We start from the raw sequence: 13,316 nt of genomic DNA, 5'->3' as shown, positions 1-13,316 counted from the left end.
TCAAACAATAAAGCCCCGGCAGTATTTGCCGGGGCTTTATCGTTTTAAAAAGGTCTCATCGACTTGATGGGAGAGGTCAGGTGTCTGCGCGCCACCAGGTCATGTCGCCATCGGCAACCTCTATGCCCGCTACATCCGCCCCACCCAACCAGTCGCCGACCGTGCGCCCGCGCACCGGCAAATCGGCGGCGATGTCGGCAAGCGGCATCAGCACGAAGCCCCGGTCCGTCATTCTCGGGTGCGGCAGTTCCAGCCGTGTTTCAGCCTGGGCCACCTCTTCATAGGTCAGAACGTCGATATCCAGCGTGCGCGGTCCCCAGCGCTCGTCACGCACCCGCTTCATCGAACGTTCGATGTCGAGACACGTATCGAGCAAAGCCTCGGGCTTCAAAGTCGTCCTGACCTGAGCACAGGCGTTGAAGAACCAGGCCTGATCGGTCTTTCCCCACGGTGGTGTGCGATAGAGCCGCGACACAGCCTCGACGACGCAGTCGTCGCGCGCATCGAGAGCCCGCAGCGCCTCGGCCATCGCCTTGCGCGGATCGCCGAGGTTGCCGCCGAGGCCGAGTGTGGCGACCCGCCAGCCCGCCTCAGACGACATGCTCGACCGTCACTTCGACATAGTCGAGCACGCCGGGCACGGGCGCGTTCGGCTTGCGGATCGAGACCTTGGCGCGCTTGATCTGCGGAAATCGCACACAGAGCGTCTTGGCGACTTCCAGCGCCAGCGCCTCGATCAGGTAACGGCGGCGTCCCGTGACGATGCGCTCGATCTCCTGAAAGGCAATGCCATAATGGACGGTGTCTTCGATCGAATCATCGACGAGCGCCGTTCCCTGCTCGACTTCGAGCTCGGCATCCACGAAGAAGCGCTGCCCGAGGAGCTCTTCTTCGTCGAGGACGCCATGGCGCGCGAAGAAGGCACAGTTCTTGAGAGTGATTGTGTAAGTCGGGCTCATGCTTCTCCGTCCCGTCGGCTTTTCTGGGATCACGCTGATATTGGGTCAGGCCGACCTAATTCATGACGTGATCGATTCTGATCGGTTGCAGTCGGATGCGGGAAAAGAGCCGCACGCGCTTTTCCTCATTCCGCCCTGGCCTTGAGCATAGCATCGGCCATGGCCAGCGCATCCCTGCTGTTTGCGACATCGTGTACGCGGAAAATCGAGGCGCCGGCAGCACGCAGCAGCGCGGTGGTCGCCGCCGTCGCCACATCCCTGTCGCCCGCCTCGCGGCCGCTCACCGCCCCAACGAAGCGCTTCCGGGACGTTCCGACCAGGAACGGAAGCTCGAAACGGTGCAACTCGGCAAATCGCGCCATGAGTTCGAGGTTTTCATCCGTATCCTTGGCAAAGCCGAAGCCCGGATCCAAGACGATATGGTCGCGCGTGACACCAGCGGCTTCGGCAATTTCGAGGGACCGTTCGAGGAAATGGAACTGATCGTCGATCACGTCGGCGAGCTTCTGTCGGTCGCGGCCCGTATGCATGATGCAGAGCCCTGCTCCGGTATCCGCGGCAACGGTCGCGATATCCGGCTCGCGCTGCAGGCCGTGCACGTCATTGACGATGTGCGCGCCTGCCTCGACCGCCAGCCGAGCCGTCGAGGCCCTGTAGGTATCGACCGAGATCAACGCATCGGTGTCGCGGCTGAGCGCGGAGATCACCGGCAGGATGCGCGCCTGCTCCTCCTCGGCGCTCACTGTCGCCGCATCCGGCCGGGTCGATTCACCGCCGATATCGAGGATCAATGCGCCCTCCTCAAGGCACCGCACGCCCTGCGCTGCCGCTGCAACAGCATCGATGAAACGTCCGCCATCGGAAAAAGAATCCGGGGTAACATTGACGATCGCCATCAAAACGCCACGCGGCCCGAGTTCCAGGCTGCGCCCATGCGCCAGCTTCCAGCTAATTTTCTGAAATGGATTGTAAGTCATTTTCCCTCACGATCCGCATTCGGCCGAGAGCCCTCGATTTGCTGTTGCGCCGGTCGTGGCTATGCCCCAAGCTTGATCGAAGTTCAACTGAAGAGAACCACGCATTGATGTCCCGAGTACGCGTCCCGTTCAAAGCCGCCCTCCTCGCTCTCCTGGTCGCCGCCCCCTTGAGCGCTGCGTCGGGCGAAACCGTGATCAACAAGAGCTTTTCCTATTTCACGATCGGTGGACGGACTGCGGAGGAACTCGACAAGGCGCTTTCTGCCGGCGGCCCGATGATGAAATCCACCGGCGCGCGCCACCCGGGCGCCACCCGGATAAAGTTCGGCGGCTCCATCACCTACGTCAACCGTGGCGGCCGCTGCGCGGTCGGCTCGGCGCGCGTAACGCTCAGCACCCGCATCATTCTGCCGCGCTGGAAATACCGCCGTCAGGCCGGTCGTGACCTGGCTCTGGTCTGGGACACACTCTCGAGCGACATCAAGCGCCATGAGGAGCGGCACGCCGAAATTGCCCGCAACCACGCCCGCCGCATGGAAAAGATGTTCCTCGCCCTGAAGCCGGAAGCGGATTGCGAACGCATGCAGGCAAGCGTCGCGCGGGTCAGCATCACGGCAATCGAAGCGCACGACAAGGATCAGGCGCGCTTTGATCGCACCGAAGCCGCCAATTTCGACAAGCGCATGATCCGGCTTTTGCAATACCGGCTCGAAGCGCTGAAGAAAGTGCAACAATAGGTAGCGGCGCCCATACCCTGAAGAAGAGCCTGACTATAGTCGGGCTCGCCGCGATTTCAGCGGCAATACCCACAGTATTTTATTGGTGAAATATAACGATGGCTGGCTGCCGCCGACTCATCTATATTGAAACCATGGAGCGAGGGGCCGGGATAAAGACTAGCCTCCGCCGAATGAGCGGGTTAAGCGCGGCGCAGTAGTTTTGCGAAGAGCTTAAATGTTGCCGTTACTTTAGTTTAGGCGGCGTTGTTCAATATTAAAAAGAAGAAACTGAACAGCGAGGCCAACGTGGGTTCTCCTGGCGTGTCTTGGTGCTGCAGATGTCCCCTCCCTCATCTGTCAGCGATACGCCCTCCTCGCCTCGCTTGTCCAACGACTGGCGAGGCGCTTTTTTTGAGCGTCAGCTACAAATTGGCAAGGCGCCGCAGTACGGCGCGGAGGGCTAAGACATGTCGCGCAAAACTGCGCAGCGGTTTTGCGCCAACGACATGAGAAAGCGCGAGGAGCGAAACAAAAAAGATCGCGGCGCGCTTTAGGCCTGGCGCTCCGGCACATGCACGACGAGACCGTCGAGTGCGTCGCTCATCTTAATCTGACAGGAAAGCCGCGACGTCGGCCGGACATCATAGGCAAAGTCCAGCATGTCTTCTTCCATGGCTTCCGGAGCGCCGACTGCAGCCGACCAGGCGTCGTCGACATAGACATGACAGGTCGCACAAGCGCAGGCTCCGCCGCATTCGGCTTCGATGCCGGGAACCGAATTGCGAACGGCATTTTCCATGACCGTCGAGCCGTTTTCGACATCAAGTTCATGGCGCGCGCCATCAAAGGCAACGATCGTAAGTTTTGTCATGTCTCTTTCCGGAGTGAACTGCTGGGACTGGCAAGGCGCAAAGCCTGTTCAGAACGCACGCCGCTCGGGCGCAAATTCAGTGGAAGTTCTTCCAACAAATCCGCCGGCCAGTCAACAACGGCAATCGCCGGGTGCCTCGCGCGCAGCAGGCGCGAGGCCGCTATCTTGAAATGTGGGACGCCGGGAGAGCGTTGGCCGTCTCCGGCGACGTCGGGCCGCGATTTAGCGGCTGAGCTTCAATATGAAGAGCTCGGCCTCCAGCACAGCGGCCGAAAGCGTGTCGGAGAGCGAGGCGTCTGCCGGGTCCTGCTCGATCGCGCCGGCAATGCTGGCAACATCGACGGCGCCGACTGCAAGTGCAGCGCCCTTCAGCCGATGGGCAGCCTGAGCGCGAAGCGTGCTCTCTCCCTCGACGATCTCTTTCATGACCTGGCGCGCCTGGCGCGCGAAGAGTTGCAGCACTTCTATTTCAAGTGCCTTGTCACCCATCGTCTGTGCCGCAAGGTGGGCGAAGTCGATCGGCTTCTTGCCGGTCGCTGCAGAGTTTCCCGGGGTGTCCGGAGCTTCGAAGGCAATCCTGAGGGCCGCCATGAGCCAAATTCCCTATTGTTTATTGCATGTTGGTCTTGTTTTCGGTGTCGCCATATTGCCCACACCTACACGCGCAAACTCAGATACACATCCTTTGCGGGTGCGGGCTGCTATCAGCTTAAATCGGGGCGCAATATGGGCAGGAATCTGGGGAAATGGTTAACGGCTGTTAAACCGTCTGATTTCCTTGTATTTTCTGGCTTTGGCACCGCTATCACATTAAGATTTCATTAGGATTTTAATCAAGCCCGAGCGCTCATAATTGTAAGAACCCAGCTAATGTGTCACTACGATACGCTTAGGAACTTGCCTGCGTACGAAAATGGCAACCGTTCCGGTGGATAAGCTCAACTCGTGGTCCCTTTCGGCCACAAATGTGACTATCCGTCGAGGCAATGCAGTGTGTGATCAGTAGGGTATTGCGTAGATCCGATGCGCGTATCTTGCCGTCACAGCCCGCGAGGAAGGAGCCGGCCCGCCCGTTGTGCGCGAGCGCTGGCAGCTTTGTCGCTGGCAAAAGGTAATGAGGCGTATCCCTATGGCGACGAAAAAGAGCAATGAGTCAATCGACGAGAAGGCCTTCCAGGCTTTGGAAGCGGCCCTGACGATCGATTTCGACGAGCTTAACTCGAGCCCGAACGACAAGACTTCCTTGGATGATCCGGAGGAAAATGTGTCTCAGCCCGGCAATCAGGCGCCCGCGCCCGATCAGAATAAAAGAGCAAAGTCTCAACCGGAGCCATCCCGCGCTGCGCGTGCTGCCGAAGCGGCCAAGACGCTCGCCCCGGAACCTGCGCCCAAATCCCCTTCCCTTTCCGCCGCCAACGACGATGGCCGCCGTTCGCCGGCTGCGATGCTGCGCGCACTCGACGTGCGCTCCAATCGCGCCGCGATCCGGGTTGCCGCGCTGGTGTCGATCATGTGGGCCATCGCCGGCCTCGGCATTGCCAACCTGCTCTATGGCCCGCAGATCTGGCAGATCCGCTCCCTGAGCGATCTGGCTGCGACGCCCGGCGCCATTGGCGTTGCAATCGGCATCCTGCTGCCGGTCATGCTTTTCTTCTCCTTCGCCATCATGATCGCCCGTGCGCAGGAACTGCGCAACGCCGCCCGCTCCATGGCTGAAGTGGCACTGCGCCTTGCCGAGCCCGAAACAGCCGCAGCCGATCGCGTCATGACTGTCGGTCAGGCCGTTCGCCGCGAAGTCTCGGCGATGAACGAGGGTATCGAGCGCACCATCGCACGCGCCACCGAACTCGAAACGCTTGTTCATTCCGAAGTCAACGCGCTCGAGCGCAGCTACAGCGAAAACGAACTGCGCGTCCGCACGCTGGTCCAGGAACTCGGCCTCGAGCGCGAAGCGATCATTGGTCATTCGGAGCGTATCCGCTCGGCCATATCTGGCGCCCACGGCAAGCTGAAGGATGACCTGGAACAGGCGAGCGACGACATCGCCTCGCGCATCGCGATTTCGGGCGAAGCCTTCGCCTCGCTGATCGACACGCGCGCCGCAGCCCTTAGCGAAAAGTCGGACACCGCCCTGCAGTCGATCGGCACCATGCTGTCATCCCGCACGGATGCGCTGCTTTCCGGCCTGACGGCGGCCGGCCTTGGCCTCAGCACCGAATTCGATACACGGCTCGACCAGTTGAGCGAGACGCTGACGAAGCGCGGCGACGACCTGCTCAGCCAGTTCGAGACGCGCGCGTCCTCGCTCGACGCCAGCACCGAAAGGCTGAACGCGGCATTGAACGACCGCGCACGCCAGCTCAACGAGACGCTGATCGCCCGCACGCGTGACCTGAATGAAAGTCTCAGCGTCGGCCAGCAGGCGATCACCGGCGGCCTCGATCATGTCCTCGCCTCGCTCAACGCCACGCTCGACGAGAAAGGCGCAAGCTTCCGTCAGAGCCTGCGTTCCAGCGCCGACGATGCGATCATGGATCTTGACCTGCGCGGCGGCTTCTTCGAAGAAAAGCTGCAGACCACCGTCGGCCAGCTCGCGACCGCCTTCGACGAGCGCTTCCACGAGTTTGCCTCGGCCTTCGACAAGCGCGCAAGCATGCTCGACACCAAGCTCATGGAAAGCCTGCACCGCATCAACGAGACCGTCTCCGGCGGCTCGGAAGCGATCGGCGGCGCGCTCGACAGCAGCATCGAGAAGATCGGCTCCGCCCTCTCCGACCAGTCGTTGACGCTGGCCGCGACGCTCGGCGCGACCCAGGACTTCATCGAGGAAACGATCACCAGCCGGACCTCGGAGCTCGGCAACCTGGTCGGCGATGCGCACAGCCGCATCGACAGCGTTCTTTCCGAGAAGACCAGCGGCCTCATGGGCGCCCTCTCCCAGGCGCAGGAGCGCATCGAAAACGGCTTCGGCCAGCGCGCCGACGCGCTTGCAAGCGCGCTCACCACCAGCGAACAGCGCCTGACCGAGGGGCTCGACACCCGCACCGCCGCCTTCGTTGACGGCCTGCACGCCGCCCATGCCCGCATCGAACAGACGCTCAGCGGCTCGACCGACGAAATCACCAGCGCGATCGCTGCCAGCCAGCACCGCCTGGACAACACGCTCTCCGAGCGCACGCTCACCCTTTCGACCATTCTGTCCATGGGCGCGGACTCTATCGACAACGCCGTCAGCGGCACGGCCGACCGGCTGGAGCGCGTTCTGTCCGAGCGTGGCGAAGCGATCTCCGAAGCGCTCACGACCCAGACGTCGGCCCTCGATGGCGTCCTCGCCGAACGCGCCGCCGCCATTACCTCGACGATGTCGTCGCGCGCCAATGAAATGGCCAACACGCTGAGCCGTCACGCCGAAGACGTGGCCGACAGCCTGACGTTCCGCGCAACGGCCGTCGCCGAAACCATGACCGACCGCGTCGGCGATATCGAGCAGAAGCTCTCCGAGAGCGTCAGCTCGATCGCAGAAAACCTCGGCGGCCGCGTCAGCCTGATCTCCGATACCCTCACCCAGACGAGCGCCCGCATCGCCGAGGATCTCAGTGGCCGCGTCGGCAAGATTTCCGACACGCTGACCGAGACCAGCGCTCACATCGCCGATGCCCTGACCGCACGCACGACCGAGGCGACCGCCTCGCTCGCCGGCAAGGCAGCCGAAATCGAGCAGACGCTGAGCGGCCGCGCCGAGCATCTGCGCGATACGCTGTCGTCAACGCACGAACAGATCCGCGCCACGCTCGACGACCGGATCAATGCGATCAATCTCGCTGTCGGCCAGGGTCGCTATCAGCTCGAAGGCATGCTGGCCGATCAGTCGACCGCTATCGCCACCACGCTCGCCACCAGCGCCAGCATGCTGGAAATGTCGCTGGAAGAGCGCCAGTCCGCGCTTGCCGGCGTCATCGACCGCAGCGGCGAAACGCTCGACACGCGCATGCGTTCGACGACGGGGCACATCGCAGACCGGCTGGCCGAGACCGCCAACCAGATCAGCCTCGCGGCCGACAGCCTCACCAACCGCGTCGACATGTCGATCAACGGCATCAACGACCGCCTCGACGATACCGGCCTGCGCATCGAGACGAGCCTTGGCTCCCTTGAGGAGCGCATGCGCGAAAGCGCGGGCAACATCGGCTCGATCGTCGATGAAACGGGCATGCATATCGAAACCCGCGTCGGTGTGCTCGAAGATCGCATTCGCAACACCGTCGGCAATGTCGGCACGGTCGTCGACGACACCGGCGCCCGCATCGAAAGCAACCTCGGCGCGCTTGAAAACCGCATCCGTGGCAGCGTTGCCAATGTCGGCTCCGTCGTCGACGATGCCGCTGCCCGTGTCGAAGGCGGCCTCAGTGCGCTGGAAGATCGGATCCGCGGCAGCGTCACCAGCGTCGGTTCGGTTGTCGGCGATACCGGCACCCTCATCGAAAACAGCCTCGGCGCCCTGCAGGACCGCATCCGCGGCAGCGTCAACGACGTCAACGCCCTGGTCGACGATACCGGCCTCCGCCTGGAAGTCAGCCTCAGCTCGCTTGAAGAACGCGTCCGTGACAGCGTCGGCAGCGTCAACGAGGTCGTCGACGGCGCCGGCCAGCGCATCGCCGACAGCCTCGGCGACCGGGCGGGCGACATCGATCGCATGAGCGAGACGGCGGCAAGCCGGATCTCCGGCGCCATCGAGGCTGGTGCGGAACGCATCGCCGAACGCCTCGGCACCATGGATCGTGCCCTGAACATCGGCCTTGAAAACGTCAACCGGACAATCGAAGGCAAGGCTGCCGTTCTCGTCAGCAGCCTGCGTGGTGCGGTCAGCGAAGCGACGCAGGATCTGGACGCGGAAGCCTCCCGCCTCGAAGGCAAGACCACCGATCTCGTCAGCAATCTGCGCAGCGCAGTCGGCGACGTGGCTCAGGAGTTCGATGCAGAGACCGTCCGCATCGAGGACAAGGCTTCCGGCCTCATCACAACGCTTCGCGGCGCAGTCGGCAACGTGGCCAAGGAGTTCGATGCAGAAGCCGTCCGCATCGAGGACCAGGCCGCCGGCCTCGTCACCACGCTTCGCGGCGCTGTCGGCAACGTGGCCCAGGAGTTCGATGCAGAAACCGCTCGCATCGAGGACCAGGCTGCCGGCCTCGTCACCACACTTCGCGGCGTTGTCGGCGATGTCGCTCAGGAACTCGGCGCAGAAGCCATCCGCATTGAGGACAAGGCTGCTGGCCTCGCCACCACCCTTCGTGGCGCCGTCAGCGACGTTGCCCGGGAGATCGACGCGGAAGCGGCACGCTCGGCCGAACTCCTCTCCAGGGCCGGCGACGACTTCGCTTCGGCGCTCGCGGCCCGTCAGGCTGAGTTCGCCAACACGATCGACCAGACGGCAGCGGCAACCGCCGCCCGCCATGCGGACCTTGCCAATACGATCGAGCAGAAGGCTGCTGCCAGCGCAGCGCGTCACGCCGATCTTGCCCGGTCGATCGCCGACGCGGCCGATACGGCAACGGCACGGCTTGCTGCCACGCACAGCCAGATCGCCAGCCACGCCGACAACATCCACCAGGGCCTTGCCAACACCGAGAAGGCACTGGAAGCGCGCGGCGAAGCGATCCGCAACACACTCGACGACCGCACCCGCGAGCTCAACTCGATGCTCGCCGGCCGCTCGCTGGAGCTGTCGCGCCTGATCGACGAGCAGGCCCGCCCGGTCATCGACCAATATGCCGCCACTGGCCGCGAGGCCGCCGAACGCATCGCCGCCGTGACCCAGGAAAGCGCCGATCGCCTGCGCGCGGAAAATGCAGCCCTGGTCAATGCCATTGCCGAGCGCACGGGTGAAACGCTGAACGCGATCTCGCACCGCGCCGAGGAAACGGCGAAGGCGATGAAGATGGTCGAGAACCGTCTGCAGTCGACCGCCATGGGCCTGATCGACCAGCTCGCCAACAACAACGCTGCGATCGCCACGGTCATCGACCAGGCAAGCAACAACCTCGGCGAAATGGACCAGCGTCTGGAATCGACGATAGCCCGCGTGTCGGAATCGACCCGTCAGGCCTCCGACATGCTCTCGACCTCGACCCGCCTCATCGAAGGCAAGGTCGACAAGCTGTCCGACATTTCCGCCTCCACCCTGTCGAAGATCGGCGGCATCGTCGGCCGCTTCGAGGACCATTCGAAGGTGCTCGGCCAGGCGTCCGACCTGCTCGGCGCCGCCCAGTCGAACCTCGTCAGCACGCTCGAAGAACGCCAGGATGCATTGCGCACCCTGTCGGTCGGGCTCGTTCAGCGCTCGGAAGAGATCGAACGGACGATGCGTGCGCTCGAAGGCTTCGTCGATGGCGCCTTCCAGCGGGCCGAAGAACGCTCGGGCCTTGTCGCCGGCAACCTGCGCAGCGGCATCCAGCAGTCCTTCTCGGATGTTGGCCGCCTGCTGACCAGCGCCGAACAGCGCGCAGCCGAAGCAGCCGAAGCGATGCGAAACACGCTGGCCCAGGCCGGCGACGAAGCAGGCGCCTCGGTCGAGCAGGTCTTCAGCCGAGCCGAGGAGCGCTCGCGCCAGATCGCCGACACGCTCCGCTCCGGCGTCGAGACCTCGTTTGCCGACGTCAACAAGACGCTCTCCTCGGTCGAGGGCCGTGCGCTCGGCGCCTCCGAAGCGCTGCGCCAGGCGATCGCCAAGGTCGGCGAAGATGCCGGTGCATCGATCGAAGGCGCATTTGCCAACGCCGAGGAACGCTCCAAGGAAGTCGCCTCGCGTCTACGCGGCAGCGTCGCAGCCTCGGTGTCCGACATCGAGCGCATGCTCGCCGAAAGCGGCAAGAAGTCTGACGGCGTCGCAGGGCAACTGCGCGACGCGGTTCGCGTTGCGATCGACGAGGCTATCGGCCGCTTCAGCGGTGCGACCGACGAAATCCGTCGCTCTGCCGGCGAGATCCGCAAGGAACTCGATATGACCCGCGAAGAACTGAAGCGCGGTGCCTTTGACCTGCCGGAAGAGGCCAAGGAAAATGCGGCGGTCATGCGTCGCGCCGTCGGCGAACAGATCAAGGCGCTGCAGGAACTGTCCGACATCATCGGCAAGTCCTCGACGCAGCTCGAGGTCGCCCAGCCGCTGCGTCAGCAGCCTGCCGCCGCTCCGGTCGCTCGTCCGGTGCAGCAGCAGCCGGCGCCGCAGCCGGTCATCCAGCCCCAGCCTGTTGCCCAGCAGCCTGTTGCCCAGCAGCCCGTAGTCCAGCAGCCCGTGGTGCAGCAGCCAGCCGAGCAGACGCGCCGGCAGGAACCGGCCCCGGCGCTGCGCGGCAGCCTCGGCATCGAACAGCCGGCCGTTCGCCAGCCCGCTCCGTCGCAGGCGGTGACCAGCGAGGTTGCAGAAGGTGGTGGCTGGATGCGCGATCTGCTGCGTGCGGCATCGCGCGAAGAGGCCCCCTCGCCGGCGCCACAGCGCCCGGCCGAAGCACAGCCTGCGGCGCGCACCGGCGACAGCCGCAACCCGCGCCACGTCGTCGAGTCGCTGAACTCGCTCTCGGTCGACATCGCCCGCGCCATCGATCACGATGCCTCGGTCGAACTGTGGCGCCGTTACCAGCGCGGCGAGCGCGACGTCTTCACCCGTCGCCTCTATACGCTGAAGGGCCAGCAGACCTTCGACGAGATCAAGCGCAAGTATGATCGCGAACCGGAGTTCCGCACCGCCGTCGACCGCTACATCGCCGACTTCGAGAAGCTGCTCGCCGATGTTGCCCGCAACGATCCGGACAAGCGCATCACCCAGACCTATCTGACGTCGGATACCGGCAAGGTCTACACGATGCTCGCCCACGCCGCCGGCCGCTTCAGCTAAGCGGCGCTGGCATATGATAAAGAAACGGCCCCGTCGCAAGACGGGGCCGTTTCGCTTATGCAAACCCGCCAAGACCAACCGGGACCGGTAGCAGGGGCAGTGCTACCTTCGTGCATGGGCTCGGCCGTCACGCCGACCGCCATTACTACCGCTCAAAAAGCAGGCGTCCTCCGTTATAATGTATTGGAAGCAGCGCGGCCCATCCGGCAGCGTCTCTCCGTTTTCAGATCAGGAGGCGGACATGAAACCACGGTTGAAAGTCCTTACGCTCGCGGTAAACGATCTCGAAAAGTCTCTGGCCTTCTATCGCGACGGCATGGAGCTGCCGACGAAAGGAATTATCGGCCAGGAGTTCGAAGACGGCGCAGTGGTCTTCTTCCATATGGGCGACGACCTGATACTGGCGCTCTATCCCGCGCCGTCACTTGCCAAAGATGCAAAAATAACCGCGACGCAGACGCGGCTCGGCGCAGTGTCGATCGGGCACATCGTCAAATCAAAGGAGGAGGTCGATGTGGTCATGAAACAGGCCGAAGACGCCGGCGCGACCATCACCGATCGCCCACACGACCGCTTCTGGGGCGGCTATTCCGGCTACTTCCAGGATCCCGACGGCCACCTTTGGGAGATCGCCTGGAACCCGCAATGGACTGTCGCGGATTGAAAGGCTCGGGTGGCGCCCGCTACGATCAACAAAGCGGCCGGCGGTGTTAGAAAACACAACGGCCCGTCGCAAGACGGCCGGCTTGTGTCGGCTTAGTTGAAAAGGCTTGAAACGCTTTGCTCTCTCGCCGTGCGAGCTAGCGCTTCGCCTATCAACGGCGCGATGGTGATGCGTCTGATGTTGGGGGTCTCACGTTGCGCTTCGGTTTCGTGAATGGAGTCGGTCACGACCAATTCCTTGAGCTGGCTGGCACCAATGCGTTCGCAGGCACCTTCGGAAAGAACGCCATGGGTGATATAGGCCGAAACGTCCTTGGCGCCAGACATCAACAACGCTTCAGCCGCGTTGATCAACGTGCCGCCGCTATCTACGATGTCGTCGACCAGAAGACATCTCTTCCCGGAAACATCGCCAATAATGTTCATCACTTCGGACACGCCAGCACGGGGTCGCCGTTTGTCGACGATCGCAAGATCGGTACCAATGCGCTTGGCGATGGCACGAGCGCGCGCCACGCCGCCCACATCAGGCGAAACGACCATTAAGTTCTCGATGTCGTAGTGCTGCTCAATGTCACGGGTCATCACGGGTGCTGAATAAAGATTATCGGTGGGGATATCGAAAAACCCCTGTATCTGGTCAGTGTGGAGATCGAGCGTTATCACGCGGTTGACGCCTGCAGCGGCAATCATATTGGCTACCAACTTCGCCGAGATCGGTGTACGGCCAGTGGCACGGCGATCCTGACGGGCATAGCCGAAGTAAGGGATAACGGCGGTGATACGGCGAGCGGATGAGCGGCGCAGCGTATCGGCCAGGAGAAGCAACTCCATAAGATTGCCGTCGGCGGGGGCACTTGTCGACTGGAGAACATAGACGTCCTCCCCGCGTACATTTTCATGAAGTTGAACGTGGATTTCCTGGTCGGCGAAGCGCTTGACCGTACAATCTGTGAGGGAAAGATTTAAGTGGTTGGCAATGGCTTCGGCAAGGGCGCGGTTCGAGTTACCGGTCACCAGCTTCATTAGCGCGATCCTGTTTCAAGGAACCTTCGGGAGCAGAAGTTTGAGCTTGGGCACATTTAGAGACATGTGCGTGAAATCACAACCAAGCGCTGTGCATTCTTGCGAGATGATCGGTCTCCGCTGGACCGCGGCCTTGGCCGGCTTGCCGATTGCGGACGACGAACCTATTTACGCCGTCGTCTCCAAACCAGCCGGTTAATCCGCCAGGGTAGA

General features: G+C 62.9%; 9 protein-coding genes. 3 read left to right on the top strand and 6 right to left on the bottom strand.

From position 1 onward, the window contains the following. Positions 1–76: 76 nt before the first annotated feature. The 3 genes from folK to folP all read right to left on the bottom strand — a co-directional run bounded on the left by folK (position 77) and on the right by folP (position 1,936). The gene (folK, locus tag BLU35_RS10470; RefSeq protein ID WP_058324103.1) at positions 77–601 is read right to left on the bottom strand and encodes a 2-amino-4-hydroxy-6-hydroxymethyldihydropteridine diphosphokinase; all 525 of its coding nucleotides are present in this window, start codon (positions 599–601) and stop codon (positions 77–79) included. Next, positions 591–959 carry a dihydroneopterin aldolase gene (folB, locus tag BLU35_RS10465; protein WP_093233020.1) on the bottom strand — a complete coding sequence of 123 codons (369 nt, stop codon included), beginning with the start codon at positions 957–959 and terminating at the stop codon, positions 591–593. Before folB ends, folK begins: the two co-directional genes overlap by 11 nt. A 125-nt stretch (positions 960–1,084) precedes the next feature. After that, positions 1,085–1,936 (bottom strand): dihydropteroate synthase, encoded by an 852-nt coding sequence (folP, locus tag BLU35_RS10460; protein ID WP_058324102.1) that lies wholly within the window; start codon positions 1,934–1,936, stop codon positions 1,085–1,087. A gap of 107 nt (positions 1,937–2,043) precedes the next feature. Here folP and BLU35_RS10455 point away from each other — a divergent pair, with 107 nt between their 5' ends. After that, positions 2,044–2,673, top strand: a complete 630-nt coding sequence (locus BLU35_RS10455) for a DUF922 domain-containing Zn-dependent protease (RefSeq protein ID WP_093233019.1) — start codon at positions 2,044–2,046, stop codon at positions 2,671–2,673. Between the two features lie 532 nt (positions 2,674–3,205). Here the strand turns inward: BLU35_RS10455 and BLU35_RS10450 are convergent. Next, positions 3,206–3,526, bottom strand: coding sequence for a 2Fe-2S iron-sulfur cluster-binding protein (locus tag BLU35_RS10450; RefSeq protein ID WP_058324100.1), 321 nt, complete (start codon positions 3,524–3,526; stop codon positions 3,206–3,208). Positions 3,527–3,748: 222 nt separating this feature from the next. Next, positions 3,749–4,117, bottom strand: a complete 369-nt coding sequence (locus BLU35_RS10445; RefSeq protein ID WP_057248904.1) for an Hpt domain-containing protein — start codon at positions 4,115–4,117, stop codon at positions 3,749–3,751. 538 nt (positions 4,118–4,655) lie between these two features. Here BLU35_RS10445 and BLU35_RS10440 point away from each other — a divergent pair. Together BLU35_RS10440 and BLU35_RS10435 are read left to right on the top strand one after the other, a co-directional pair. Further along, positions 4,656–11,414, top strand: a complete 6,759-nt coding sequence (locus BLU35_RS10440) for an apolipoprotein A-IV repeat region-like domain-containing protein (RefSeq protein WP_093233018.1) — start codon at positions 4,656–4,658, stop codon at positions 11,412–11,414. A gap of 241 nt (positions 11,415–11,655) precedes the next feature. Beyond that, positions 11,656–12,078, top strand: coding sequence for a VOC family protein (locus BLU35_RS10435; RefSeq protein WP_057248902.1), 423 nt, complete (start codon positions 11,656–11,658; stop codon positions 12,076–12,078). 92 nt (positions 12,079–12,170) lie between these two features. On the opposite strand, the gene BLU35_RS10430 is transcribed toward BLU35_RS10435, so the two are convergent. Continuing rightward, the gene (locus BLU35_RS10430) at positions 12,171–13,103 is read right to left on the bottom strand and encodes a ribose-phosphate pyrophosphokinase (protein ID WP_058328275.1); all 933 of its coding nucleotides are present in this window, start codon (positions 13,101–13,103) and stop codon (positions 12,171–12,173) included. Between the last annotated feature and the right edge of the window lie 213 nt (positions 13,104–13,316).

Origin of the sequence: Sinorhizobium sp. NFACC03 (assembly GCF_900103435.1) — a bacterium.
GTDB lineage: Bacteria > Pseudomonadota > Alphaproteobacteria > Rhizobiales > Rhizobiaceae > Ensifer.
The sequence above is the reverse complement of the archived record's forward strand: the minus strand, read 5'-3'. Positions and strand labels throughout refer to the sequence as shown.

Bases quoted from the DNA above. Each gene is read 5' to 3' on its own strand.
- folK (WP_058324103.1), bottom strand. From the start codon at position 601: ATGTCGTCTGAGGCGGGCTGGCGGGTCGCCACACTCGGCCTCGGCGGC.
- BLU35_RS10430 (WP_058328275.1), bottom strand. From the start codon at position 13,103: ATGAAGCTGGTGACCGGTAACTCGAACCGCGCCCTTGCCGAAGCCATT.
- BLU35_RS10445 (WP_057248904.1), bottom strand. From the start codon at position 4,117: ATGGCGGCCCTCAGGATTGCCTTCGAAGCTCCGGACACCCCGGGAAAC.
- BLU35_RS10455 (WP_093233019.1), top strand. From the start codon at position 2,044: ATGTCCCGAGTACGCGTCCCGTTCAAAGCCGCCCTCCTCGCTCTCCTG.
- BLU35_RS10450 (WP_058324100.1), bottom strand. From the start codon at position 3,526: ATGACAAAACTTACGATCGTTGCCTTTGATGGCGCGCGCCATGAACTT.
- BLU35_RS10435 (WP_057248902.1), top strand. From the start codon at position 11,656: ATGAAACCACGGTTGAAAGTCCTTACGCTCGCGGTAAACGATCTCGAA.
- BLU35_RS10440 (WP_093233018.1), top strand. From the start codon at position 4,656: ATGGCGACGAAAAAGAGCAATGAGTCAATCGACGAGAAGGCCTTCCAG.
- folP (WP_058324102.1), bottom strand. From the start codon at position 1,936: ATGACTTACAATCCATTTCAGAAAATTAGCTGGAAGCTGGCGCATGGG.
- folB (WP_093233020.1), bottom strand. From the start codon at position 959: ATGAGCCCGACTTACACAATCACTCTCAAGAACTGTGCCTTCTTCGCG.